The following is a 26970-nucleotide window of genomic DNA, read 5'->3' as shown; positions in this document are numbered from 1 at the left end:
GTGCGCGAACGGTGCCCCAAGCCTGACGTTACGTCAATGAGACCACTTAGCAGTCCGGCTTGTCGGCGGTGAAACGCCGCGCCGGGTTCACCGCTGCGCCAAACTCGCGCAAGGCCTTGGCACCGATCAGCAGCGGGTAGTTGAAGTTGCTGCGGTCGGTCAGGTTGACCTCAACGGTGCGCTTGACGTTGCCCAGGCACAGTTCCAGATCGACCACCGGGCGTTTGGCGACTTCAGTGCTGTCACCCTCGTCCTCTTCATCCGAGCGACTCTTGATCTTGCTGATCCGCGCGATCTTGTGCTCGTAGACCTTGTTGCTGGCATCCTTGGTGCCGAGGCGGAAACGCACCCAGTTTTCACCGTCGCGGGTGAAAGTCTCGATGTCCTTGGCCGACAGCGAGGCGGTCAGCGCGCCGGTGTCCATCTTGGCCTTGAGCACCTCACCACCGATTTCCGGCAGCGCGATGTATTCGTAACGCCCATACAGGGTCGGCTCGGCGGCCATGACCGGCAGGGCGACGAGGGCAAACAGTGCAAGGAGGGATTTCACGTAGAGGGCTTCCTTGGAAAATGAGGGCGTCAGACGCGAGATTTTAGACAGCCGGCGAGCAATTGGTTCGCTGGAGTCCGCCTTCGCGAGCAAGCCCGCTCCCACAGGGGATCCGGGATCTGTTGGAGATGGCATGCACACTGAAGATCCACTGTGGGAGCGGGCTTGCTCGCGAAGAGGCCAGCCCTGCCAACACGGTAATCAGCTCCAGCATAGCCAGCCAAAAGTGAAACATTCGTCACCATCGATTTGGCCTGTCACCCGAAGACACTTATCATGGCGCGCCCATCCGCCTTCATAGAGTTGCTTATGCGCCGCCTGCTCACCGGCTGTTTCGTCACCCTGCTGCTGTTGCTCAACACCCTGATCCTGATCGGGCCGTTGCTGGTCTTTGCCCTGTTCAAGCTGATCGCGCCCGGGCGCTGGCGCGATTACGCCTCGTGGGCGGTGATGTGGATTGCCGAGACCTGGGCCGAGATCGACAAGCTGATCTTTCGCCTGTGCATCCCCACCCAATGGGACATTCGCGGCGGCGCAGACCTGCGTGGTGACACCTCGTACCTGGTGGTCAGCAACCACCAGTCGTGGGTCGACATTCCGGCGCTGATCCAGACCCTCAACCGGCGCACGCCGTTCTTCAAGTTCTTCCTCAAGAAAGAACTGATCTGGGTACCGTTTCTGGGGCTGGCGTGGTGGGCGCTGGATTACCCGTTCATGAAGCGCTACACCAAGGCGTTTCTGGCCAAACATCCGGAGTTGGCGGGCAAGGATCTGGAGATCACCAAACAGGCCTGCGAGCTGTTCAAACGCCAGCCGGTGACGGTGGTGAATTATCTGGAAGGCACCCGCTACACCGCGGCGAAAAGCGCGCAACAGCAGTCACCGTTCAAGCATCTGCTTAAACCCAAGGCAGGAGGTGTGGCGTTTGTTCTGGCGGCGATGGGGGAACAGCTGGATGCGCTGCTCGACGTGACCGTGGTGTATCCACAGCAGAAGATTCCGGGATTCTGGGACCTGATCAGCGGCAGCGTGCCGCGGGTGATTGTCGACATCCAGACCCGCGAACTCGACCCGGCACTGTCGCAGGGCGATTACGAGAACGATCCGCAGTTTCGCCAGCAGGTCCAGAACTGGGTCAACCAGCTCTGGACCGAGAAGGATCAGCGCATCAGCGAACTGCGCGGCGAGCGCGGCTGAATCAGCTACCGGTGCCGGCGCCCCAGATGCTGCTCAGACTCTGCAGCAGCGGGCCGCCGACGCCCTGATCACCCAGGTACTTGAGCAGCACCGGGGCAAACTGACCGACCATGCCGCTGTCCATGCCCAACGCACCGAAGGCATTGTTCAGGTCGTTGGTGTCCTTGACGTTGCCCAGCGCATTTTCCAGCCCGGCCGACTTGCCCGACGAACCCAGCAAACCACTCAACGCCGCCAGGTTGCCGCTGCCGCCCGACAGTTTGTCGATGCCCGGCACTTCTTTGGCCAACTGCGAATAATCGGTGCTGCTCAACTGATTCTTGGCCAGGCCGAGCATGGCGCTGGTGCCACCGACGGCTTGCTGAGGCGTAACACCGAGACCGGTAACAGCTTGCAGCAAACCGGCGGTTTCCGAGGTCGGCGCGGCGGCGGTGGCAGCGTTGCCACCCTGCATGCTTGCAGCCGCTTTGGTCACGTCGTCCAGACTGAAGCCGGCAAACACCGGGCTCGCTGCAAGGGTCATCAGTGAAGCCAAGGCAATACCGCGTGAAATCTTCATTCAGACATCCTCTTGCGCTGTGGTAACCGCCCGTCTATGAGCGGCAAAACTGCCGGTTTGACCGGGTTTCAGCCAGCATGTTCCTCGCCGACGCATCCATTTTCAGCATAGCCACGTATATAAAACGTGAAACCGCGGATAACCCGAGATGAATGGCACAAGCGCCGTCGCTGAACTAGCCTGTGAACAGCCCGAGCAGCGCCCTCGTCGCCCGCCCATTGCCTGGAGAGCCGTCATTTCCATCGCCGACCCCGATCAGTTGCGCCAGCTGTTGGCCCAGTGCTCACTGGGCGACCGCGGTGCATTCGAAACGCTCTATCGCAGCGTTGGCCCACGCCTGCACGGCGTGGCCCTGCGCTTCATGGGCCGGGCGGATCTGGCCGAGGAAGTGCTGCAGGAAAGCTTCGTGCGCATCTGGAATAACGCCTCGCGCTACGAAGCCCACTTGTCGGCGCCGCTGACTTGGATGATCAACATCACCCGCCATCAGGCCATCGACCAATTACGCAAACAGCGCGAACGGCCGCTGACCGATTTCGAGCAGGACACCCTGCCGGACGAAGGCCCTTCGGCCCACGACCTGTTGAACAGCAGCCGCGAAGCCAGCGCGCTGCACCGTTGCCTGGACACCCTCGACGGCATGCAGCGCCAATCGATCAGCGTCGCCTACTTTCAGGGTTTGTCCTGCTCGGAACTGGCCGAACACCTGGCGGCACCGCTGGGCTCGGTGAAGTCGTGGATTCGTCGCGGCATGGAGCGTCTGCGCAGGTGCCTTGAATCATGAACTACCAGACCCCCGCCTTGCGCCGCGCCCTCGCTGCCGATTACGCCATTGGCCTGATGTCGGCAGCGGCGCGTCGGCGCTTTGAACAATTGCTGCTGGATGACGCAGCACTGCGAACCGAGTTGGCGCAGTGGCAGGAGAGCCTCGCCAGCCTTACCGAAACGCTGCCGGAGCACCCGGTGCCGGATCGGGTGTGGCAAGGCATCACCGCGCGGATCGAGCCGCAAGTACTGCACGTCCCGGAAAAACGTCCGTTCTGGAACTGGCTGCGCGTCAGCGTCGCTGCCTGTTCGATCGTGGTGCTGGTGTTCCTCGGCTCCCTGTACAACCGCGACGACGCCCGCTACCGCGCCACCTTGCTGAGCGCCGACACGCAGCCGGCACTGAAGATCGAGGCGCATGCGGATTATCTGCAAGTCGAACCGCTGACATTGGCGGCAGTCGGGCCAGATCGCAGCCTGGAACTGTGGGCGATACCGGCGGACGGCAAGCCGATTTCGCTGGGGGTGATTCCTGCAGGCGGCAAAGGCAAGGTTGAACTGAACGCGGCGCAGAAAGTCTTGATCGGCCAGCCGATTGCGCTGGCGGTGAGTCTGGAACCGAAAGGTGGTTCGCCGACCGGGCAACCGACGGGGCCAGTGCTTTACCAAGGCGCGTTAGCGGCTCTCTGACTCTGGCACCACAAACCTTTTGTGGCGAGGGAGCTTGCTCCCGCTGGGCTGCGAAGCGGCTCAAATCTTGTGTGGGTAATTTTCCTGAGACGCCGCATGTGTGGATTTTACGACGGCTTCGCCGCCGAGCGGGAGCAAGCTCCCTCGCCACAGGTTTCGTGCTCATCCCCATAAAAAACGGCGACCTTGAGGTCGCCGTTTTGCATTGCCTCAAACTTACGCCGCACTGAACAACCGATGCGGATCGATCACAAACTTCTTCGGCACACCGGCATCGAACTCGCCGTAACCTTCCGGCGCCTGATCGAGGCTGATGACCTGCACGCCAACCACTTCGGCGATGTTGATGCGGTCCCACATGATCGCCTGCATCAGTTGGCGGTTGTACTTCATCACCGGGGTCTGGCCGGTGTGGAAGCTGTGGGATTTGGCCCAGCCCAAACCGAAGCGGATGCTCAGGCTGCCCATTTTCGCGGCGGCATCGACCGCGCCCGGATCTTCGGTCACGTACAGGCCCGGGATACCGATCTTGCCGGCCACACGCACCACGCCCATCAGCGAGTTGAGCACAGTGGCCGGTGCTTCGGCTTTCACCCCGTCATGCCCGTGGCCGCGTGCTTCGAAGCCCACGCAGTCCACCGCGCAATCGACTTCCGGCTCGCCCAGCAGTGCGGCGATCTGTTCGTGCAGCGGCGTGTCCTTGGACAGGTCGACCACTTCAAAACCCTGAGCCTTGGCGTGCGCCAGGCGGATGGTGTTGACGTCGCCGATGATCACCACCGCCGCCCCCAGCAAACGCGCCGAGGCTGCAGCGGCCAGACCGACCGGGCCGGCGCCGGCGATGTAAACGGTGCTGCCAGGGCCAACGCCCGCCGTCACTGCGCCGTGATAGCCGGTCGGGAGGATGTCGGAGAGGCAGGTCAGGTCGCGGATTTTCTCCATGGCCTTGTCGCGATCCGGCAGTTTCAGCAGGTTGAAGTCGGCGTACGGCACCAGCACGTACTCGGCCTGGCCGCCAGTCCAGTCGCCCATGTCGACATAACCGTAGGCACCGCCGGCACGGGCCGGGTTGACGGTCAGACAGACGCCGGTGTGTTGCTCCTTGCAGGAACGGCAGCGCCCGCAAGCCACGTTGAACGGTACGGAGACCAGGTCGCCGATTTTCAGGTTCTCGACGTCGGAACCCTTTTCGATCACTTCGCCGGTGATTTCATGGCCCAGCACCAGACCGGTCTGCGCCGTGGTACGGCCGCGCACCATGTGCTGGTCGGAGCCACAAATGTTGGTGGACACCACACGCAGAATCACCCCGTGCTCAATCTTCCTGCCACGCGGGTCCTGCATTTTCGGATAGTCGATTTTCTGTACTTCGACCTTGCCAGCGCCGAGATACACCACACCACGATTGCCAGACATGCTTTCACCTCGCTGTTGTTTTTATGGAACTGCGTTGCCCAGGCAGGCAGCGCGTTAAGTGCTCGGGTTATTGCTTGTTGGTCTTGCGTTGTCAGTTATGGCCCCTTCGCGAGCAAGCCCGCTCCCACAGTTGATCTTGGGTGTGACAGAGACCTGTGTTTCGACACAAATCCCTTGTGGGAGCGGGCTTGCTCGCGAAAGCGATCTAAAGAACGACCGTGCGATTGGCGTTCAAAAACACCCTTCTTTCGATGTGATAACCCACGGCCCGGGCCAGGGTCAGGCCCTCGATATCCCGCCCTTTGGCAATCAGATCCTCCGGGTAATGACTGTGATCCACCGCCTCGACGCCCTGGGCAATGATCGGCCCTTCATCGAGGTCGTTGTTGATGTAATGCGCCGTCGCGCCGACCAGCTTCACGCCCTTGTTGTAGGCCTGGTGATACGGCTTGGCGCCCTTGAACCCCGGCAGCAGCGAGTGGTGAATGTTGATCGCCTTGCCATCGAGTTTGCGGCACAACTCCGGCGACAGCACCTGCATGTAGCGGGCGAGGATCACCAGTTCGGCGCCGGACTCTTCGATCACCTGCCACACCTGACGCTCCTGCGCCGGCTTGTCGTTGGGGTCGAGGGGGAAATGGTAGTAGGGAATCTGGTGCCAGTCGGCCAGCGGCTTGAGGTCCGGATGGTTGGACACCACCGCCGCCACGTCCATCGACAACTGGCCGATGCGCTGGCGGTAGAGCAAATCGTTGAGGCAGTGATCGGCCTTGGAGACCATGATCACCACTTTTGGCCGGTAGTTCGGCGCGGTCAGCTCGAAGACCATGCCGAATGCCTCTCCGCGCTCGGCGAGGCCGGCGCGGAAGGACTGCTCGTCGAAACCGTCGGGCTGACGGAATTCCACGCGAATGAAGAAACGGCCCGAGAGCCGGTCATCGAACGAATGGTGCTCGGTGACGTAGCAACCCTGCTCGAACAGAAAACGCGTCACCGCGTCCACCGTGCCGAGCACGCTGGGGCAGTCGGCGGTCAGAATCCATGTGTCTGGGGCGCGGCTCATGGTGCGGTGACTCCTGTTCTTTTGTACGCGGTGTCTGGGGGATTTTTGCCCCTCACCCTAGCCCTCTCCCGGAGGTAGAGGGGACTGACCGAGGTGTTCTTTCGAGCTACGCCGACCTGAAGTATCGGGTCGAACTCGGGCTCGAAAACCACACAAATCTGCTCCCTTTCCCCCTCTCCCCCCTGGGGGAGAGGGCTGGGGTGAGGGGGTAAGCTTTTAGGCTTGTACGCTCAACCCGTATTCAGCCGAAGCATCCTGCAGCCACAACCACCAGTAGTCCGAGAAGCTGCGGCGGATCAGCAGTTCCCAGGTGTCTTCGGCGGTATGGCGAATCATCAGCTGCGACTTGGCGAACACCGTGCCCACCGCTTTGCCGACCGGAAAATTGTTCGGGTGCACGTCGTAGCTGGTGGATTTCATCAGCACCTGACGCACGTTCGGCCCGCTCAGTTCGAGCACTTGCTGGCCGCCGCTGACGTTGACGATCGCGATGTGCAGGTCGCCCAGCGCTTCGCGCAGTTTCTGCTCGGCGGCGAATTCTTCACCGCTTGGCACGATCAGCAGCCACTCGTCCGGGCCCATCCATTGCAGGCTGGTTTCGCCTTTGACGATGACGCTCAGGGCGCCCGGCAACTCAATGCCGAGGGCCTTGTGCACGCCGGCTGCGAACGCTGCATCGTGGCCATCGCCACGAATGGTCAGGTGACCGAGGAGTTTCTTTTCACGCACGATCACGCCGGCGTTCTTGCGACCCTTGCCGACCAGGCTGGCGAGGTCGGCATGGTGCAGCGACGACTCGGCCTTGGCCCCGGTGGTCGGGTGTTGTTGGTACACGTTGGCTGTGGTCATAAAGCACCTATCTCAATTCTGTTGGTCCGGTCCTTGTGGTGGCTGCACTGCCGCCTTCGCGAGCAAGCTCGCTCCCACAGGGGACTGATGCCTGGCACAAATTCCATTAACAACCCGAAACCTGTGGGAGCGAGCTTGCTCGCGAAGGCGATATCCGCCACACCACAGGGTTCGAAGCTGTCAGATGTTCTGCCGATCCCCCTTCGGATCGAAGAACACCGAAGACACAATCTCCGCCTCGATCACGCTGCCATCGGCCAGCGGCGCGAACACCCGCTCGCCCATGCGCTTCAGACCGCCCTTGACCACGCCCATGGCAAACGAATAGCCGAGGGAGTTGTGCGCGTAGCTGGAGGTCACGTGGCCGACCATGGTCATCGGGATCGCCTGCTTGGTGTTGAACACCAGTTGCGCACCTTCCGGCAGCCAGACGTTCGGGTCGATCGGCTTCAGGCCCACCAGTTGTTTACGCTGATCCTTCACGCAGTCTTCACGGTTCATGCCGCGCTGGCCGATCCACGAGAACGGTTTGGTGCGACCGACGCACCAGCCCATGTTCAGGTCGTCCGGGGTCATCGAGCCGTCGGTGTCCTGACCGACGATGATGAAACCCTTCTCGGCGCGCAGCACGTGCATGGTTTCAGTGCCGTACGGCGTCAGGTTGTACTGCTTGCCGGCCTCGACGATTTTCTCCAGCACGCCCATCGCGTAGTCGGCCTGCACGTTGACTTCGTACGACAGCTCACCGGTGAACGAGATGCGGAACACCCGCGCCGGCACACCGCCGACCAGACCTTCTTTCCAGGTCATGAACGGGAAGGCTTCGTTACTCAGATCGATGTCGGTCACGGCGCTGAGCAGCTTGCGGCTGTTCGGTCCGGACAGGGTCATCGTCGCCCAGTGGTCGGTGACCGAGGTGAAGTAGACCTTCATCTCTGGCCATTCGGTCTGGTGGTACAGCTCCAGCCATTGCAGCACGCGCGCCGCACCGCCCGTGGTGGTGGTCATGACGAAATGGTTGTCGGCCAGACACGCCGTCACCCCGTCGTCGAAAACCATGCCGTCTTCTTTGCACATCAGGCCGTAACGGGCCTTGCCCACGTCGAGCTTGGTCCAGGCGTTGGTGTACACGCGGTTGAGGAACTCGCGGGCATCCGGGCCTTGAATGTCGATCTTGCCCAGGGTCGAGGCGTCGAGCAGGCCGACGCTGTCGCGCACGGCTTTGCATTCGCGCTTCACTGCGGCGTGCATGTCTTCACCGTTTTTCGGGAAGTACCATGGACGTTTCCACTGGCCGACGTCTTCAAACTCGGCGCCGTTTTTCAGGTGCCATTGATGCAGCGCGGTGTAGCGCACCGGTTCGAAGATGTGCCCGCAGTGACGGCCGGCCACGGCGCCGAACGTTACCGGCGTGTAGTTCGGGCGGAACATCGTGGTGCCCATCTGCGGGATGGTCACGTTCAGCGAACGGGCGGCGATGGCCAGGCCGTTGACGTTGCCGAGCTTGCCCTGATCGGTGCCGAAGCCCAGCGCGGTGTAGCGTTTGACGTGTTCGACCGACTCGAAACCTTCGCGGGTCGCCAGTTCGATGGCGGCGGCGGTGACGTCGTTCTGCAGGTCGACGAATTGCTTCGGCGCACGCGAGGTGCCCTTCTCGTGCGGCACCTGGAACAGCGCCAGGGTCGCTTCTTCGAGACGGCTCAGCGCTTTTGGCAGCGTGCCTTCGACCACCGCAAAACCGGCTTCACTGGCAGCGCGTGCGCCACCTTCGAAACCATCGGCCAGCGAATCTCCGAGGCCGTAAACGCCGTTGATGCCACCGACGCACACACGCTTCTGCGGTGCTTCGCCCGGTACGAAACCGAGGATGTCTTCGCGCCAGATCGGCTTGCCACCGAGGTGCGAAGCCAGGTGCACCACCGGGCTGTAACCGCCGGAACTGGCGATCACGTCGCAGTCGAGCCATTCGCCCGGGCTGGTCACGGTGTGCGCTTTGACGTCAATCGCGGCAACGCGGGCAGCGGTGACGCGCTTGCTGCCACGGGCCTCGATCACGGCGCTGCCGGTGAGTATGCGAATGCCTTTGGCGCGGGCTTCTTCCACCAGCGCACCACGCGGATTGCTGCGTGCATCGGCGATGGCCACCACTTGCAGGCTGGCGTCGAGCCAATCCAGCGCCACGCGATAGGCGTGATCGTTGTTGGTGGTCAGCACCAGCTTCTTGCCCGGTGCCACACCGTAACGGCGCACGTAAGTCGAGACCGCACCGGCGAGCATGTTGCCCGGCACGTCGTTGTTGCCGTAGACCAGCGGACGCTCGTGGGCACCGGTCGCCAGCACGACACGCTTGGCGCGAACCCGGTGGATGCGCTGACGCACCTGACCGATTGGCGCACGGTCACCGAGGTGATCGGTGAGGCGTTCGTGAATGGTCAGGAAATTGTGGTCGTGGTAACCGTTGACCGTGGCGCGCGGCAACAGCAGCACGTCCGGAGTGTTTTTCAATTCAGCGATAACGCTGGCCACCCACTCGATCGCCGGTTTGCCGTCGAGGCTTTCGCGGGAATCGAGCAGGCTGCCGCCGAACTCCTCCTGCTCATCGGCGAGGATCACCCGCGCACCGCTGCGTGCAGCCGCCAGGGCCGCGGCGAGCCCGGCAGGGCCGGCGCCGACGATCAGCACGTCGCAGTGCTGGTTCATGTAGTCGTAGGTGTCCGGATCGACTTCGGTCGGCGAACGGCCAAGCCCTGCAGCCTTGCGAATGTACTTCTCGTAGGTCATCCAGAACGATTGCGGGTACATGAAGGTTTTGTAGTAGAAACCCGGCGGCATCAGCTTGCCGCCGACCTTGCCGAGAATCCCCATCATGTCGTTGTTGACGCTCGGCCAGCCGTTGGTGCTGGTGGCGACCAGGCCTTGGTACAGCGCCTGTTGCGTGGCGCGCACGTTGGGAATCTGCGTGGCTTCGGTGGCCCCGATCTGCAGCACGGCGTTCGGCTCTTCGGCACCGGCGGCGAAGATCCCGCGTGGACGCGAATACTTGAAGCTGCGGCCGATGATGTCGACGCCGTTGGCGATCAGTGCCGAGGCCAGCGAGTCGCCCTCGAAGCCTTTGTAGCTCTGACCGTTGAAGGTGAAGCTCAGCACTTTGTTGCGGTCGATCCGTCCACCGTTGGACAGGCGATTGGTCTGGCTCATACCTTCTCTCCCAGCGCCGTCGTGGCTGTTTTCGCCGTATCAGCCTTGTCGGTGAATTGCGGCTTGGTGCCGATCTTGTAGGTTTCGAGAATCTCGTAAGTCACGGTGTCGCGGGTGACGTTGAAGTACTGGCGGCAACCGGCGACGTGATCCCACAGTTCGTGGTGCAGACCACGCGGGTTGTCGCGGAAGAACATGTAGTCGCCCCACTCTTCATCGGTGCAGGCGTTCGGATCCAGCGGACGCGGGATGTGCGCCTGACCGGATGCATGGAATTCCTCTTCGGAGCGCAGTTCGCCGCAGTGAGGACAGAAGATATGCAACATGGGGATTTCTCCTGTTAGTGGGCAACCGCAGCAGCGCCGTGTTCATCGATCAACGCACCGTTGTGGAAACGGTCGATGGAGAAAGGTGCGGCCAATGGGTGCATTTCACCCTTGGCAAGGCTTGCGGCAAACACGTTGCCCGAGCCAGGAGTTGCCTTGAAGCCGCCGGTGCCCCAACCGCAGTTGAAGAACATGTTCGGTACCGGGGTTTTCGAAATGATCGGGCAAGCGTCCGGGGTGGTGTCGACGATGCCGCCCCACTGGCGGTTCATGCGCACCCGCGACAGCACCGGGAACATCTCGACGATGGCCTGGATGGTGTGCTCGATCACCGGGTACGAACCGCGCTGACCATAGCCGTTGTAGCCGTCGATACCGGCGCCGATCACCAGGTCGCCCTTGTCCGACTGGCTGATGTAACCGTGCACGGCGTTGGACATGATCACGCTGTCGATAATCGGTTTGATCGGCTCGGACACCAGCGCTTGCAGCGGGTGAGATTCGATCGGCAGACGGAAACCGGCGAGCTTGGCCATGTGCCCGGAGTTACCGGCGGTGACCACACCGACACGCTTGGCACCGATGAAACCCTTGTTGGTTTCAACGCCGATGCACACGCCGTTTTCCTTGCGGAAACCGATCACTTCGGTCTGCTGGATCAAGTCCACGCCCAAGGCGTCGGCGGCACGGGCAAAGCCCCAGGCCACGGCATCGTGACGGGCGACGCCGCCGCGACGCTGAACAGTCGCGCCCATCACCGGGTAGCGGGTGTTTTTCGAGCAGTCGAGGTACGGAATCTCGTCGGCCACTTGCTTGGCATTAAGCAGTTCGCCATCGACGCCGTTGAGGCGGTTGGCACTGACCCGACGCTCGGAATCACGGATGTCCTGCAGGGTGTGGCAAAGGTTGTAGACACCGCGCTGGGAGAACATCACGTTGTAGTTCAGATCCTGCGACAGACCTTCCCACAGTTTCATCGCGTGTTCGTACAGGTGCGCCGACTCGTCCCACAGGTAGTTCGAGCGAACGATGGTGGTATTGCGCGCGGTGTTACCGCCGCCCAGCCAGCCCTTCTCGACCACGGCCACGTTGGTGATGCCGTGCTCTTTCGCCAGGTAGTAGGCGGTCGCCAGACCGTGCCCGCCACCGCCGACGATGACCACGTCGTAGACCTTCTTCGGCGTCGGCGTGCGCCACATGCGCTGCCAGTTCTCGTGGTGGCTGAGGGAGTGTTTGAAGAGGCCGAAGCCCGAATAGCGTTGCATAGTCATTTACTCCAAACCGCTCAGCGATAAACCGGGTAGTCGGCGCACAGTGCCGCGACGTTCTTGGCCACATTCGCTTCAACGTCGGCGTCACCGAGGTTGTCGAGGATGTCGCAGATCCAGCCGGCCAGCACTTCGCACTGGGCGACCTTGAAGCCGCGGGTGGTGACGGCCGGGGTGCCGATGCGCAGGCCCGAGGTCACGAACGGCGATTGCGGGTCGTTCGGCACGGCGTTCTTGTTGACGGTGATGTGCGCACGGCCGAGGGCAGCGTCAGCATCTTTGCCGGTCAGGCCCTGACGGATCAGGCTGACCAGGAACAGGTGGTTGTCGGTACCGCCGGACACTACATCGTAGCCACGTTTGATAAACACGCTGGCCATCGCCTTGGCGTTGTCGATCACTTGCTGCTGATAGGCCTTGAAGCCTGGCTCCAGCGCCTCCTTGAAGCACACGGCTTTACCGGCGATGACGTGCATCAGCGGGCCGCCCTGGGCCCCGGGGAATACCGCGGCGTTGAGCTTTTTCTCGATCTCTTCGTTGGACTTGGCCAGGATCAGCCCGCCACGCGGACCGCGCAGGGTTTTGTGGGTGGTGGTGGTGACCACGTCGGCGTACGGCAGCGGATTCGGGTACAGGCCAGCAGCGACCAGACCGGCCACGTGAGCCATGTCGACGAACAGCAGCGCGCCAACCTTGTCGGCGATCTGGCGGAAACGCGGGAAGTCCAGGGTCTTCGAATAAGCAGAGAACCCGGCGACGATCATCTTCGGCTTGCACTCGACGGCCAGACGCTCGACTTCGTCGTAATCGATCAGCCCGGTGTCGGTGTTGATCCCGTACTGCACCGCGTTGTACAGCTTGCCCGAGGACGACACTTTCGCACCGTGGGTCAGGTGACCGCCGTGGGCCAGACTCATGCCGAGAATGGTGTCGCCCGGCTGGATCAGCGCCAGGTACACCGCGCTGTTGGCCGAGGAACCGGAGTGCGGCTGGACGTTGGCGTAATCGGCACCGAACAGCTGCTTGGCGCGTTCGATGGCCAGCGCTTCGACTTTATCCACATGCTCGCAGCCACCGTAGTAGCGCTTGCCCGGATAACCTTCGGCATATTTGTTGGTCAGACCGCTGCCCTGCGCTTGCATGACGCGTTTGCTGGTGTAGTTCTCCGACGCGATCAGCTCGATGTGATCTTCCTGACGTTGCTCCTCGGCATTCATTGCCGCCAGCAGTGCATCGTCGTAACCCTGGATCTGGTCTTGCTTGCTGAACATCGCGTCTCTCCCAGCGGCGTCGGTGCGCCATTTCGTCTTGGTCAGGCACGCGGCTTGCGGAGGTGCCCTTTGATGCGATGGTATGGCCGGCGCAGACAGCCCAGATGCCTACGGACGCCACGCAAAGGTGCGTTTACGACATGGCGGGAAAAGGCTGGTCGGACACATCATCCAAAACTGCGGAGATCCCCTGTGGGAGCGGGCTTGCTCGCGAAGAGGCCGTGTCAGTCGACATCAATACCGCCTGACACACCGCTTTCGTGAGCAAGCCCGCTCCCACAGGGGTCAGGTGTATGCCGTGCGGATGGCGAGCAACAGGAGGAAATGCAGGGGATAGAGCGCGTACGCCCAACGGCGCATGGGCAGCGGATGGATAGATCTGAAGTGTCGCAACAAGAACAGCCCGAGCAGTGGCGCAATCAGACACGCCGCGATGCCAAACACCGCCACGTAGTTACCGAACTCCGCCGCTTCATACAGCACCTGCCACTGATTCCCCGCCAGACACACCAGCCCCGGCAGCAGGCCGAAATACCAGGGACGACGGATCACCCACAGCAGCGCCAGCGGCAGCAACACGCCAAACACGCCGAACATCAGCCACTGCGAAAACAACGCCGCCAGCAGCAAGGCGCCCACGCCCAAAAGCCGCGACAACAACGTGCGATCCTGCCATCCCCGCGCCACCAGCAACCCCAGCGCCAGCGTAGGCATCACGTTCAAGGTGTCGGGATCAGGAATGTACAAGCGGTAGGGAATTTCGCTGACCGCACTGAACAGCAGCAGCCAGCCCAGATAGCGCCACTCGGTCTTCTGCGCACCGGCCCGGGACAGGTTCGCCGCCATCGCCAGGCAGAACCACGGAAACGCCAGACGTCCCGGCACATACAGCCAATCGGCGCTGATCCCGACATATCGCAGGTGATCGAGCAGCATGCTCAGCAGCGCCAGCCACTTGAGCAGATCCAGCGCGCCGTCGCGTTTAGTCACGTGCATAATCGGGTAACAAACTGGTAATTTTCTGACAGCGACATCCCGTGTGCTCCCCGGAAGATCTTCGGTAAAGTGCGCATCCTCATTGACCACGAGCCTTCACAAGAGTCTCGACCACGGAAGCCGGCCATGACCGACAAGAGCCAACAATTCGCCAGCGACAACTACTCCGGTATCTGCCCTGAAGCCTGGGCCGCCATGGAACAGGCCAACCACGGCCACCAGCGCGCTTATGGCGACGATGAATGGACCGCACGTGCGGCCGACCATTTCCGCAAGCTGTTCGAAACCGACTGCGAAGTGTTTTTCGCCTTCAACGGCACCGCCGCCAACTCGCTGGCGCTTTCGTCGTTGTGCCAGAGTTACCACAGCGTGATCTGCTCGGAAACCGCCCACGTCGAAACCGACGAATGCGGCGCGCCGGAATTCTTCTCCAACGGCTCGAAACTACTGATCGCCAGCACCGAAAACGGCAAGATCACCCCGCAGTCGATCCGCGAGGTCGCGCTCAAGCGCCAGGACATCCACTACCCGAAACCGCGCGTCGTGACCCTGACTCAGGCCACTGAAGTCGGCAGCGTCTACACCCCGGAAGAAGTCCGCGCCATCAGCGCTACCTGCAAAGAGCTGGGCCTGCACCTGCACATGGACGGCGCACGTTTCTCCAACGCCTGCGCGTTCCTTGGCTGCTCGCCGGCCGACCTGACCTGGAAGGCTGGCGTCGATGTGCTGTGCTTCGGTGGCACCAAGAACGGTATGGCGGTGGGTGAAGCGATTCTGTTCTTCAACCACAAACTGGCCGAAGACTTCGACTACCGCTGCAAGCAGGCCGGGCAACTGGCGTCGAAAATGCGCTTCCTCTCGGCACCGTGGGTCGGCATCCTCGAAAACGACGCCTGGCTCAAATACGCCCGCCACGCCAACCACTGCGCGCAACTGCTGGCCGAGCTGGTCAGCGACATTCCGGGCGTGGAACTGATGTTCCCGGTGCAGGCCAACGGGGTGTTCCTGCAACTCTCGGAACCGGCCATCGCCGCGCTGACCGCGAAAAACTGGCGCTTCTACACCTTCATCGGCAAGGGCGGCGCACGTTTCATGTGCTCGTGGGACACCGAAGAAGAACGCGTACGCGAACTGGCCCGCGACATCCGCGAAGTGATGTCGGCCTGATTCCTTGGCAAATGAACGCCTGGATGAGGGGATCTCCGGTAATAAGTTGATCCCCTGTGGCGAGGGGATTTATCCCCGATCGGCTGCGCAGCAGTCGTAAATCCTGAGAACGCGGTCTTGCTGGTAGATCGCGTTCACAGGTTTTGGGGCTGCTGCGCAACCCATCGGGGATAAATCCCCTCACCACAAGTCATCTCCGCCCATCCCTACCCCGCCAGCTGCTTGGTCTACATTGTCTGTCGAGCCCCCCCGCTCACATAACAACAAGCAGGAGCATCGGCATGTCGCTACAAGGCAAAACCCTGTTCATCACCGGCGCCAGCCGTGGCATCGGCCGTGAGATTGCACTGCGGGCCGCGAAGGACGGGGCCAATATCGTGATTGCGGCCAAAAGCGCCGAAGCCCATCCCAAACTGCCCGGCACCATCCACAGCGTAGCCAAGGAAGTCGAAGCCGCTGGCGGCAAGGCATTGGCCCTGCAAGTCGATGTGCGTGATGAAGACGCGGTGCGCAGTGCGCTGGCCCAGGCCAACGAGCATTTCGGCGGCATCGATGCGCTGGTCAATAACGCCGGGGCGATCAAGTTGACTGGCGTGCAGCACATCGAACTCAAGCGTTTCGACCTGATGCACCAGATCAACACCCGCGCGGTACTGCTGTGTAGCCAGGCCGCCCTGCCCTATCTGAAGAAATCCGCCGGACACATTCTCAACTTGTCGCCACCGCTGAACATGGCGAACAAGTGGTTTGCCCAGTTCAGCCCCTACACCGTGACCAAATACGGCATGAGCATGTTGACCGTGGGCATGAGCGAGGAGTTCGCCAGTTACGGCATCAGCGTCAATTCACTGTGGCCACAGACGATGATTGCCACCGCCGCCATCGAATTTCAGCTGGGCAACCGCGAGTCGTTCAAGCATGCGCGCACGCCGGCGATCATGGCGGATGCGGCGCATGTGATTCTGAGCAGTAGCGGGCGGAAGATCAGCGGGCGGTTGTTGATTGATGAGGAGATTTTGCGGGAGAGCGGCGTTAGCGAGTTTGAGCATTACCGGTTCGAACCGGGGAGTGATGCGGCGTTGATGACGGATTTGTTTATCGACTGAAAAGCCCCTCACCCTAACCCTCTCCCGGAGGGAGAGGGGACTGATTGGGGGATATTTGAGAATTACCCCGACCTGAATCTGCTTTACCGAATCCATAATCGATAAGGTCTTTCAGGGTCGATGTATAGCGCCAGACACCTCGGTCGGCCCCCTCTCCCTCTGGGAGAGGGCTGGGGTGAGGGGCGAGCCGTACGCAAAATTCGCCCCAGCTCAGAATTCGATTCTGACGTCGCCCTTCGGCACGCTGCAGCACGACAAGATAAACCCTTCCGCCTCGTCGTCCTCGGTAATCCCGCCGTTGTGCTCCATCTCTACTTCGCCGCCAAGCTTCATCACCTTGCACGTGCCGCAGATACCCATGCCGCAAGCTTTCGGGATCATCAGGCCAAGCTTGGCCGCCGCCGCGTGCACGGTTTCGCCCGGGGCCACGCGAATGCTTTTGCCGGACGCGGTGAATTCGACCTGATGCAGATCTGCCGCATCGATTTCCGGTGCATCGGCGGCCTGCTCGGCCTGTTCCACCGCATCGGCACGAGCTTCCGGTGGCGTGGCGCCGAAGGATTCCTCGTGATAACGCGACATGTCGTAACCGGCCACTTCCAGCAGGCGCTTGACCGCGTTCATGTACGGCGTCGGGCCGCAGCAGAACACTTCGCGTTCGAGGAAGTCCGGCACCATCAGTTCAAGCATCTTGTGATTGAGGTAGCCGCGATAACCGGCCCACGGCTCGCCCAATCCATGTTTCTCGCAGATCAGGTGCAGGCTGAAGTTGTCGATCCGCGACGCCATGTGCTCCAGCTCGCGGTGGTAAATGATGTCTTTTGGCGAGCGGGCGCTGTGGATAAAGGTCATGTCGACATTGGCGTTGGTGTCGTAGAACCAGCGCGCCATCGACATGCACGGGGTGATCCCCACGCCGCCGCTCAGATACAGGACTTTCGGGCTCGGGAAATCGATGGCATTGAACAGCCCGACCGGGCCGTGCACCGCCAGCTCCTGGCCTTCATGCAGGGTGTCGTGCAGCCAGTTGGAGACCTTGCCGCCCGGCACACGCTTGATGGTCACCGAGAAGCTGTACGGCACCGACGGCGAACTGGAAATGGTGTACGAGCGCATGATCGGCTGGCCGTCGATTTCCAGCTCCAGGGTCACGAACTGCCCGGGCTTGAAGAAGAACAGGATCGGCTGGTCGGCCATGAAACAGAAGGTGCGCACGTCCCAGGTTTCCTGGATGACTTTGACGCAACGGACGATGTGTCGGCCATTGGCCCAGGTCTGGGTGGTGACCGGATTCAGGAAGCTGTTGGACATGCTGTTCTCCACGGCCGACTGTCGGCCTTCATGTGGCGATTCTGCGTATAGCGTGAACCGTCCGTTTACCTATCCGCGACATCGGCATACTTATCGCGACCAGCCCCCAACCGCCGGGGGTTGCGCGTCGGGAACAGATTGCACCATGTCGCCCATGGATAAGGTTGCGGGCAGCGCCGGCCCCACACTCGCCCCACACCAAGACGAATTTTTTACACCTTGCGTAGCAACCCTGATCAGCCACTTTCGCGGCCACGCAGATGGCCTTGAGGAATACATCGATGGACGTCACCGCAAAAATCAGCCTGGGCGATCCGCTGGAACCCGCACGCAAGGCCACCGCACAGATGCTGCAGGAGCGCGAGCGCACTTTCTCGCTGCCGCAGCCGTTCTACAGCGACGAACGCCTGTTCGATATCGACATGCAGGAGATCTTCCAGAAAGAGTGGTTGATCGCCGGCATGACCTGCGAGATCCCGGCCAAGGGCAACTACCTGACCCTGCAGGTCGGCAAGAACCCGATCATCGTCATTCGTGGCGCTGACGGCGTAGTCCACGCCTTCCACAACGTCTGTCGCCACCGTGGCTCGCGTCTGTGCACCAGCGAAAAGGGCAAGGTTGCCAAACTGGTCTGCCACTACCACCAGTGGACCTACGAGCTGGACGGGCGCCTGCTGTTCGCCGGCACCGAGATGGGCGCCGACTTCGACATGAAGCAATACGGCCTCAAACCGGTGAACGTGAAGACTGCCGGCGGCTACATCTTCATCAGCCTGGCGGAGAATCCGCCGGCCATTGATGACTTCCTGTCGACACTGAACCACTACATGGAACCGTACGACATGGAGAACACCAAGGTGGCGATCACCACCACCTTGATGGAAAAGGCCAACTGGAAACTGGTGCTGGAAAACAACCGCGAGTGCTACCACTGCAACGCGTCGCACCCGGAACTGCTGAAAACCCTGCTGGAATGGGACGACGTCACCGACCCGCGCGCCGATCAGGCGTTCAAGGATCACGTCGCCGCGTCTGCTGCTGCGTGGGAAGCCGAGAAGATCCCTTACGCCCACGCCAGTTTCGGCCTGCGCAACCGTATCGTGCGCATGCCGCTGCTCAAGGGCACCGTGTCGATGACCCTGGACGGCAAACAGGGCTGCGCCAAACTGATGGGCCGGATCAAGAACCCCGACCTCGGCTCGATGCGCATCCTGCACCTGCCGCATTCGTGGAACCACTGCATGGGCGACCACATCATCGTCTTCACCGTATGGCCGATCAGCGCCCAGGAAACCATGGTCACCACCAAATGGCTGGTGCACAAGGACGCGGTCGAAGGCGTGGATTACGACGTCGAGCGCATGCGCCAGGTGTGGGACGCGACCAACGATCAAGACCGGCGTCTGGCCGAAGAGAACCAGCGCGGGATCAACTCCACCGCTTATCAGCCGGGGCCGTACTCGAAGACCTATGAGTTTGGTGTGGTCAACTTCGTGGACTGGTACAGCGAGCGGATGCTGAGCAACCTTGGGGCCGAGCCTGCGCCGTACCTCAAGGGCGTCCCGGTTCAGGGCTAAAAGCAAAAGCTTCGCGAGCAAGCTCGCTCCCACAGGGACTGGCGGTGTACACAAATTCTGTTATCACCGCCGACCACTGTGGGAGCCTGCTCGCGAAGAGGCCGGCCCAGTCACCGCCTCACTTCGATGACCACCTCACACTGCCATCCTCCCCGATAAACTCCTCAAAAATATCCTCCCCCACCAGCCTGATTTTCGCGTACCCGTTCAACACCCGCAGCGGATACGCCGGGTCGTTGGCATCCTGCGTCTCCGACCACAACACCCGCGAATGCCCGTTCAGCTCGCTGGCATTGCCATAGGGAATCGCCCCGTGCCCGGCGCAACGCGCATGCAGGCTGCCCTGTTGCGCGTAGACGATGCCGTTGTGCAGATGCCCCCAGTACCAATAGTCCGGCTCGCGCCCCAGGGCATCGCACACCGGTTGATACAGCGCGGTCTGGTGATGCCCGGAAATATCGAAGCCCTGGTGATGGCTGAGCACCATGATCTTTTTGCGCTTGGGCAAGGCTTTCATCCAAGTGATCTGCGGCTCGTTGAGTGTGCCGTCCATGTACAGGTTCATCGCGTCCGAGGCATACGCCGAATCCAGCCCGACCACTAGCCAGTCGTCGTTGATCAAGGCGAAATAACTGGTGCCCTGCTGCCCCGGAAAGCGCTTGGCCAGTTCCTTGAAATAGCCGTGGGCGCCGCTGTACATCTCGTGGTTGGAGTTGAGGGTGAACGAGCCGTGGCTGCCCATCGGCCAACCGGCCATGTCGACGTCTTCCTGCGAATGGCTGCCGGCGTAGTAGACGTCGCCCAGATGGATGGTGAAATCCGCTTGCGCCAGTTGCATCTGGTTGGCGACTGAAACCGCCGGCGCATGACTGTCGAAGGGGCCGGTGCCCCAGTCGCCGGCAATCGCCAGGGTCACGTCACGCTCCATCTGCACCACCGCCGGATCAGTGCCGAAGGTCGCGTGATGGCGCAGGTTTTCAATCCACTTGAGCAGCGCTTCGCTCCACAGCAGGTCGAGCAATTCCCACTTGCGACAGCCGAGCAGGCTGCCGTCCTGCAACACCCGGGTTGCCAGTTGATCGGGCGATTGCGGCAACGGTGTGGCATTGCCGATACGCAGGATCGACAACCCGTGGGACAACTCCCAGGGGACGCTCGGCTCGTCGTCCGGCAACTCGCCGTTTTTCAGCACGTACTGCGCCTGATCGTGACCACGCTGCAGCAACTTGATAATGGCCTCGAACTCCTTCGGTTCAAGTTCGCTGATGAGCTTCATCCAGGCCATTTCCATGCGCGTGAACAAGCCGTGAATGCGCACTTTGACCTTGTCGTACTCGTGTTTCAGATGACCGACCGCTGACATGGCGTAATCCTCTATCCGTAAGGGCTCACAGGGTTTTCATGAATTCGATCAGCGCACGCTTGTCGGTGTCCGAAAGCTGCGTGCCATACAAGTGACCGGTGTTGTGGTTGCCCTCCAGCCGCGTGTCGTATTTGAAATCCGCCGAGGCTTTGGCCTGAGCGCCCGTGGTGACGAAACCGACGTTGACCGGGTCGTAGACGTCGGAGCCGGTGATGAACACCACCGGACGCTTTTCCGGCGGTTGCAGCAGATCCCACAGGGTCGGCACCGAACCGTTGTGCAGGTAAGGCGCGCGCAGCCAGATACCGTCAGTCGGCGTGTTGCTGTAGCTCTGGGTCTTGCGATACGCGCCGAAGTCGAACGGCGGTTTCTTGAAGGTGTGGAACGCCGTCACCAGACCGGTGGTGAACGAGTCGAGCCGATGTGGATCGGTGCCCAGTTGATCGATGTTGGTGGTGACCTGCCCGGTATCGGCGCGCCCGAAGTCGTGGCACGCGGCGCAATTTGCATCCCAGATCGGCTTGCCTTGCGCGACTTTCGCCTGATCCAGCGCCCACGGCCATGCCGGCGCCTTGTGCCCGAGCAGCCAGTTGGTCACTCGGTTGAAGCTCGGCGGCAGCACCGATTCGGGCGTCGCGCCCACGGCCATCGCGGCGGCGTAGTTGCGTTCGTGGATCTTGTTGTTATTGCCGTCCCAGTGCAGGTACATCGATTCCCGCGGCTTCTGGTTCCACACTTGCGGCAGATCGACGGTGCCGATGGTCGAGTCATCCGGGAAGCCGAACACCACCATTTTCGTCGGGTTGAAGGTGTCGGTGCGGCCCGGGCCCTGTTGCGGCCGCAGCTTCTGCCAGGCGTAGGCCTGCTTCTGCTTGAGCAAGGCGCTTTTCGCCATCGGGATGATCAGGTAGCGGTTATAGAGCTTCTCGAAAAAGCCCAGCTGGAATTTGCCGTTGATCGCCGCCATCACCGCGTCGGTGGTGAATTTCGGGTCGCTGGCGCAATCGTAGGCGAACCACTGGAAGGCCTGCAGTTGCAGGGTGTTGGCCGGCGCGCTCGGCACGTTGACCGCAACGTCGCTGGCATTGGCCCGGTAGGAGCCGGTGTGACACAGCGCGCAGTTCGGTTCCACGGTCGGGTAACCGATCTGCCGCTTGGCCATGCCGATCGGCAGGTCCTTGCCGTTCTCATAGAGAAAGCCGAAGACTTCCCAGCCGCCGGGTTTGGGCAGTTTTTCCGGGCACATCTGCGGCAGCACGGCGAACAGGTAATACGGGATCCGCGCTTCGATGCCCAGGCCGATGGCGGCGTATTTGTAGTGGTCCTCGTCGGAGGCGTATTCCTGCTCCGCCACCACCCGCAGCATCTGGTACCAGGTTTCGTAACCGATGAAACCCAAGACCGCGACAACTACCAGCGTGCCGACCTTGAAGGCGTGACTCTGCCATTGCCGCGCCCAGGCCGCGCGCCACTCGCGCCAGCCATCGCAGAGCAATGCCCATGGCCGGTGCTCGGGCGTGGTGCCGAGGTACAGCAGAATGCCGAGGATCAGAAAGAAGCTCAGATCGCCCATCAGCATCGGCACGAACACCGAGCCTTGAATGCTCGTATTGATCAAGTAAATCCAGAACACTACGGCGATCAGCCGCGTCAGCACGCACAGCCAGGAATGCACCACATAGCGCGGCGCATTGAAGCCCGACGGCATGTAAAACACGCTGATGCCCACCAGCAGCATCCCGGCGTTCTCCAGCCACGGGTCGGAGAGTTGCGGCGGCAGACCGACCACCGATGTCAGCAACCCCGGCGCGAACAGCGCCGGGATCGCGAACACCATGTTCATCGCAATGCCGATCCAGATGAAGCGTTGAAACCAGCGGATGTAGCTGTCCATATCATCCATTTCCTTCTGACCACCAACCAGCGATGTCCCCTGTGGTGAGGGGATTTATCCCCGATGGGTCGCGAAGCGGCCCCAAACCCTGCCGGCGCGGTCTGTCAGGATGATCGCGCACTCAGGTTTTACGACTGCTGCGCAGCCGATCGGGGATAAATCCCCTCGCCACAGAGAATCTCCTCAACACAGAAATCAGTAATCGATCTCAGCCGAGGGCCGTTTTCTCCAGGTGCTCAAGAATGAGCGGATACACATCCACCACCGCGTTCTTGCCGAACATGCAGTCGATGTGGCCGTAGCCCGGCACCACATGCCGGCTGTAGCGCTCCGGCCCGTGGGCTTCGCAGACTCGCTGGTAGGTCTTGAGCGTGCTTTCCGGCAGATAGCACTGGTTCTCCGCGCCGCTGATAAAGCAGATCGGCATCGTCAGCCGCTGGAAGTGCGGCATGTACACATCGTTGCCTTTGAAATCCACCAGATGCCCTTTGCGCACGATCAGCGCCAGGTGCTCGAAGGTCTCGATGTTCGACTCGCCGAACAGCTCGTGCAGGTTGTCGTGCAGGGTTTCGTTGAGGGTGTCGTGGCGATACAGCGAGGCGTACATGAAAGTGATGCGGTGGCACACCGGGTTGGTGCAATAACCCTGCGCCTCGATCCGCGCGTAACCGTTGAGGGCCTTGTCGTAGAGGCGGTTGAACCAGTTCTCCTTGCTGTCAGCGTAAGCCGTCATCGATTTGATACCGATTGCATCGAGCATGCCCGGCAAGTGCAGACCGGCCTTCAACCCGGTAGCCGTAGCGACCACGGTGTCAGCGGCAATCTGCGAGCAGACCACCGAGCGCACACCCTGCAGCCCTGCCAGCAACGACATGAAGAACGTGGTCGCGCCGTAACAATGCACCACGCATTGCACGTCCTTGGCCTGGGTCTCCTGCTGAATCTGCGCAATGGCAGCCTTGAAGTCGTACTGGGCGATCTGGTCGCCATTCCACTCTTTCTTGCTCGCCGGCAGCAGAATGCTCACGCGAAAATCCAGCAGCCACACGTCATAGTCGTGCTTGCACAGGTACTCCAGCAGGTTGGTCTGGATGGTGTCGGTGGAAAAGATATTCGAACCGACGCCCAGGCCATGCACCAGCATCACCGGGCCTTTGCTACCGGCCTGATAACGGGTCAGGCGCAGCTCGACGCCGTCCTCGGTGGGGAAGAAATGCACCGCCGGGATCGGCGCATCCAGTGGCCGTTTCAGCCGTGGCGGCGCGTCGGGGTTGAAGTAGATATCGCCAGCGAAGACCCCGCCGTAACTCTCCCAGAGAATCCCGGCGAAGAACTTGCCGAAGCGCGCCAGGCCTTCGATGCGCTCGCGCTCGTTACGCGCGTTGAGCACTTTCATGGTGGTCATCTGCTTGGCGAAATCGGTCGGATGAATGTGCATCACCCCGGAGCCGATCACCTCGCCCGACTTATCCGGTCCGCGATACAGCGTCACGTACAGGGTGCTGGTGTCGTGCCAGATATTCAGCACACCGTTGTCTTCCGGCACGGTTTTGAAGGCACTGAAGAAGTAATCGCTGCCGTCCTCGGCGGTCAGTTTCATGTCGTATTTCATGTGCCGTGTGTCGACCTGCTGCTCGAATTGTTCGAACAGGTTGAACACGCCGTTGCTGGCGGTCAGCGGTTGCGGCGACAGCGCCGGGGCATTGACCGTACCGACAATGGTCGCGGCGTGCTCCGGTTCCTTGATCATCCGGTTGAGGTCGTTGGCGGTGATGGTCAGGGTAAAGTCGATCGGCGAATTATCTGCCTCACCGCGTTTGGCCGCCGCTTCGTAGACTTTCAGATCGGTGCTTTGCGCGGCGGTGAAGGCGCGGGAGAAATAGCCTTTCATGGTTTCGGTGAACTGCACGCCGAGAGTCGGTGGTGCCACCTGTTTGCGCGGAGCCGACGGCAGCGTGTAGTCGATCTGCCAACCACGGTCAGCGGCGAGCAGGCCCATGTTGCGCTCGCTCACAGCGGAGATGGTCAGCAGCGGATTGACCGCCAGCGAGGTCGGGATCACCGCGCCATCGGTCACGTAGAGGCTGGCGTAGACATCAGTGCCGTTGGCGCCGCTGAACACCTGGCCCTTGTGATTGACCACGCCTTGCGCCGCGTCTTCGCCCATCACGCAACCGCCCAACGGATGCACCGAGACGATGCTGTGCTTGAGCAGCCTTGTCCAGATCGGATTCTCGACCCAGACCCCGCCCAACGCCTTGGTGCTCTGGTACAGACGCTCATTGCCGAGTTTGAAGTTCTCCTGCTCGCCGACACCCGGCCAGTCGATGCGCAACTGGTCCTTGTTGTCGAGAATCATCCGGCCCTGACCGCTGTCGTGGCTCATGATCAGGTAGGTCTGCATATTGTGCAGCGCGCCGTAATACGGCCCGCGCAGGAAACTCTCGGCCTCGCGCTCCTTGTAGCCGAGCTTGCCGCTGAAACTGTCGTCGGTGGCCACGCCGATCATTTCGGCGAACCCGGCCATCGCCGGCACCATCGGCCGGCCGAGGGCGCCGGGGATCGAGCCTTCCTCGATGACCATGCGGCTGCGCCAGTCACCTTCGGTGCGCATGTCGATGATCGAGGTGATGCACGGGCCGACCGGGTGCAGCTCCTTGGCCGAATGCGCACCGAAACCGATGCCGTTGATGGTCTGCTCGCAGTTGTGGCCGAAGCCGAGAATGTCACCGTTGCCGCTCATGTTCTCGCCGAGCTGACCGGACATCACCAGACCCTTTTCCCGCGAACGCAGCAGAATTTCGGTAGAGCCGAGGGTGCCGGCGGAGACCACGACGATATCGGCCTTCACGAACAGCGTCGGCGCGTCGAACTTCTCGCGACCGCTGTCGAGGTACTGGAAGTGCACGATCCAGCCATCGCCGTCGCGCTCCAGATGCCGCACCTCAGCCTGGCAGAAAATCTCCGCGCCATGGTTCCAGGCATCCGGCAGATAGTTCATCAGCGTGGTGTTCTTGGCCTTGTTGTTACAGCCCGAGACGCAGTCGCCGCACTGGTTGCACGGCAGTTGCTCGACGCCGACGTGGTTGAGGTTGTTCGGCAGTTTGTCGAAGGTCACGTTGATCGGTGGCTTGTAGAAATGCGCGCCTTGCTTGAGGTAGTCCGCAGACTTTTTGTTGGCGTCGAGCTTGGGCAGGTTCGGCGCGTTGTTCGGGTACGGATTAGGCTTGAGCATTTCCCGGGCGCGGGCGTAACCGTCCTTGAGCAGCGTATCGCGATGATCGCGTACCGCTTGCGGCCAGCGTGGATCCTCGAAGACCCCGGGTTCCGGCTCCAGGGCAACGTTGGCATTGATCAGCGATGTACCGCCGAGGCCGCAGCCGACCACCACGTTCTGCTGGGCGTTGACGTGCAGATCGAACAGCCCGGTGCGCGAGCCGATGTGGCCGTCCGGGTCATGCACCTGCAACTCTTCGGTCGCGGCGATCATGGTGTTGGGGTATTCACCGGGCTGGATTTCCCGCCCGCGTTCGAGCAGGCACACCTGCTTGCCGGCCCGGGACAGGCGCGACGCAGCAATGCCGCCGCCATAACCGGAGCCGATGACGATCACGTCGTAGTGTTCCTTGATCTCGCTGATGGGCGTTGCGATGCGTGTCATGAGGGTGTTCCTCTCTCAGGCAGATGGGGCAACTCTGCGGTTGCCTGCAATCAATGGGCGAACGGGCACCTGGCCTCCGGGTCGAGCCCGGCGACAGCACAGCGGTTAAAGCAGGAGGTCGCTACAGACGAGCGCGTTGATTGGCCGCACGACGTAACGTGCGCTTGCGTGGCGAGGGGGGATGGCGGTGTGGGCGGCTATCCATCATGCGTTCTCCCAGAACCTGATGTGGATAAGTGACGGCTGTCCTTGTGCCATTGCAGTGAAGACAGCGCAGGAATCGAAGTCAAGGCAACGGTTTAGAACTGTATGAAATCTGACCAATTGCGGTTTGGACTATACCGGGCGGGCCTTGCAGGGTTTGGCAAACAAGTTATCCACATAACCGCCCACAGCAATTGGGGGTAACTGTGGATGACTGGAAAAATAACTCGCTGATTTGTGAAGAAAAATCGTGACTTATCCAAAATGATGGTTTGCCAGACACATTGGCTATTTTTTGATCAGGTCTTTGTAAGCCACGGTTTTCATGGCTTGTAGAGGATGGCGAACACGTTATCCACAGAAGCACCAACAGAGTTCGGGGGTAACTTTGTGGCTGCTGTGGAAAAGTGCTGAGGACTGTGGGAAATCGGGCGTAGCGCAGGGATTATCAGCCTGAAACGCTTCATCGATCATTTATTGATCAAATCCCTGCAAGCCACGGTTTATATACCTTGCAGCGAACAGCGAACATCTTGTCC

Annotated in this window: 20 protein-coding genes; 6 read left to right on the top strand and 14 right to left on the bottom strand. The window is 61.3% G+C overall.

From position 1 onward, the window contains the following. Nucleotides 1–46: 46 nt before the first annotated feature. Complete coding sequence (locus M0808_RS03190; protein ID WP_041069928.1) at nucleotides 47–550, bottom strand: ATP-dependent zinc protease; 504 nt, start codon at nucleotides 548–550, stop codon at nucleotides 47–49. Between the two features lie 309 nt (nucleotides 551–859). Between M0808_RS03190 and M0808_RS03185 the strand changes: the two genes are divergently transcribed. Continuing rightward, the gene (locus tag M0808_RS03185; protein WP_247839861.1) at nucleotides 860–1747 is read left to right on the top strand and encodes an acyltransferase; all 888 of its coding nucleotides are present in this window, start codon (nucleotides 860–862) and stop codon (nucleotides 1745–1747) included. Between the two features lies 1 nt (nucleotide 1748). Here M0808_RS03185 and M0808_RS03180 read toward each other — a convergent pair whose 3' ends face one another. Continuing rightward, nucleotides 1749–2306, bottom strand: coding sequence for a DUF2780 domain-containing protein (locus M0808_RS03180; RefSeq protein WP_247839859.1), 558 nt, complete (start codon nucleotides 2304–2306; stop codon nucleotides 1749–1751). Between the two features lie 148 nt (nucleotides 2307–2454). On the opposite strand from M0808_RS03180, the gene M0808_RS03175 reads away from it, so the two are divergent. After that, entirely contained in the window at nucleotides 2455–3090 is a 636-nt protein-coding gene (locus tag M0808_RS03175; RefSeq protein WP_247267341.1) for a sigma-70 family RNA polymerase sigma factor, read from the top strand. Beyond that, complete coding sequence (locus M0808_RS03170; protein ID WP_247839857.1) at nucleotides 3087–3761, top strand: anti-sigma factor; 675 nt, start codon at nucleotides 3087–3089, stop codon at nucleotides 3759–3761. The genes M0808_RS03175 and M0808_RS03170 overlap by 4 nt, the downstream gene beginning before the upstream one ends. 216 nt (nucleotides 3762–3977) lie before the next feature. On the opposite strand, the gene fdhA is transcribed toward M0808_RS03170, so the two are convergent. The 8 genes from fdhA to M0808_RS03130 form a co-directional block, all read right to left on the bottom strand. Further along, nucleotides 3978–5177, bottom strand: coding sequence for a formaldehyde dehydrogenase, glutathione-independent (gene fdhA, locus M0808_RS03165; protein ID WP_027610665.1), 1200 nt, complete (start codon nucleotides 5175–5177; stop codon nucleotides 3978–3980). Between the two features lie 205 nt (nucleotides 5178–5382). Beyond that, nucleotides 5383–6240, bottom strand: a complete 858-nt coding sequence (purU, locus tag M0808_RS03160) for a formyltetrahydrofolate deformylase (protein WP_027610664.1) — start codon at nucleotides 6238–6240, stop codon at nucleotides 5383–5385. Between the two features lie 216 nt (nucleotides 6241–6456). After that, complete coding sequence (gene soxG, locus M0808_RS03155) at nucleotides 6457–7089, bottom strand: sarcosine oxidase subunit gamma family protein (RefSeq protein WP_247839855.1); 633 nt, start codon at nucleotides 7087–7089, stop codon at nucleotides 6457–6459. A 180-nt stretch (nucleotides 7090–7269) separates the two neighbouring features. Beyond that, nucleotides 7270–10287 (bottom strand): sarcosine oxidase subunit alpha, encoded by a 3018-nt coding sequence (locus tag M0808_RS03150; RefSeq protein WP_123588995.1) that lies wholly within the window; start codon nucleotides 10285–10287, stop codon nucleotides 7270–7272. Next, nucleotides 10284–10613, bottom strand: a complete 330-nt coding sequence (locus M0808_RS03145; protein WP_003228964.1) for a sarcosine oxidase subunit delta — start codon at nucleotides 10611–10613, stop codon at nucleotides 10284–10286. Before M0808_RS03145 ends, M0808_RS03150 begins: the two co-directional genes overlap by 4 nt. 14 nt (nucleotides 10614–10627) lie before the next feature. Continuing rightward, nucleotides 10628–11878 (bottom strand): sarcosine oxidase subunit beta, encoded by a 1251-nt coding sequence (locus M0808_RS03140; protein ID WP_003206307.1) that lies wholly within the window; start codon nucleotides 11876–11878, stop codon nucleotides 10628–10630. Between the two features lie 20 nt (nucleotides 11879–11898). Beyond that, nucleotides 11899–13152 carry a serine hydroxymethyltransferase gene (gene glyA, locus M0808_RS03135; protein ID WP_027610662.1) on the bottom strand — a complete coding sequence of 418 codons (1254 nt, stop codon included), beginning with the start codon at nucleotides 13150–13152 and terminating at the stop codon, nucleotides 11899–11901. Nucleotides 13153–13437: 285 nt separating this feature from the next. Then, complete coding sequence (locus M0808_RS03130) at nucleotides 13438–14148, bottom strand: TraX family protein (protein WP_247839853.1); 711 nt, start codon at nucleotides 14146–14148, stop codon at nucleotides 13438–13440. Nucleotides 14149–14274: 126 nt separating this feature from the next. Between M0808_RS03130 and M0808_RS03125 the strand changes: the two genes are divergently transcribed. Beyond that, complete coding sequence (locus M0808_RS03125; RefSeq protein ID WP_247839851.1) at nucleotides 14275–15315, top strand: low specificity L-threonine aldolase; 1041 nt, start codon at nucleotides 14275–14277, stop codon at nucleotides 15313–15315. Nucleotides 15316–15596: 281 nt separating this feature from the next. After that, nucleotides 15597–16421: an NAD(P)-dependent oxidoreductase gene (locus M0808_RS03120; protein ID WP_247839849.1), complete on the top strand. Its 825-nt coding sequence runs from the start codon at nucleotides 15597–15599 to the stop codon at nucleotides 16419–16421. A 210-nt stretch (nucleotides 16422–16631) separates the two neighbouring features. On the opposite strand, the gene gbcB is transcribed toward M0808_RS03120, so the two are convergent. Next, nucleotides 16632–17732: a glycine-betaine demethylase subunit GbcB gene (gbcB, locus tag M0808_RS03115; protein WP_095187122.1), complete on the bottom strand. Its 1101-nt coding sequence runs from the start codon at nucleotides 17730–17732 to the stop codon at nucleotides 16632–16634. Between the two features lie 281 nt (nucleotides 17733–18013). On the opposite strand from gbcB, the gene gbcA reads away from it, so the two are divergent. Next, complete coding sequence (gbcA, locus tag M0808_RS03110; protein ID WP_115986006.1) at nucleotides 18014–19309, top strand: glycine-betaine demethylase subunit GbcA; 1296 nt, start codon at nucleotides 18014–18016, stop codon at nucleotides 19307–19309. Nucleotides 19310–19427: 118 nt separating this feature from the next. On the opposite strand, the gene M0808_RS03105 is transcribed toward gbcA, so the two are convergent. The 3 genes from M0808_RS03105 to M0808_RS03095 form a co-directional block, all read right to left on the bottom strand. Continuing rightward, nucleotides 19428–20672 (bottom strand): metallophosphoesterase, encoded by a 1245-nt coding sequence (locus M0808_RS03105; protein WP_247839847.1) that lies wholly within the window; start codon nucleotides 20670–20672, stop codon nucleotides 19428–19430. Nucleotides 20673–20697: 25 nt separating this feature from the next. Next, a complete protein-coding gene (locus M0808_RS03100) occupies nucleotides 20698–22566 on the bottom strand; it encodes a hypothetical protein (protein WP_247839845.1) in 1869 nt (622 codons plus the stop codon). Between the two features lie 208 nt (nucleotides 22567–22774). After that, the gene (locus tag M0808_RS03095; RefSeq protein ID WP_247839843.1) at nucleotides 22775–26227 is read right to left on the bottom strand and encodes a GMC oxidoreductase; all 3453 of its coding nucleotides are present in this window, start codon (nucleotides 26225–26227) and stop codon (nucleotides 22775–22777) included. Between the last annotated feature and the right edge of the window lie 743 nt (nucleotides 26228–26970).

It is taken from the genome of Pseudomonas sp. MWU12-3103b, from assembly GCF_023100615.1.
In the GTDB taxonomy this organism is placed as follows: Bacteria; Pseudomonadota; Gammaproteobacteria; order Pseudomonadales; family Pseudomonadaceae; genus Aquipseudomonas; species Aquipseudomonas putida_A.
This window is presented reverse-complemented; position numbering and strand designations above follow the sequence as displayed.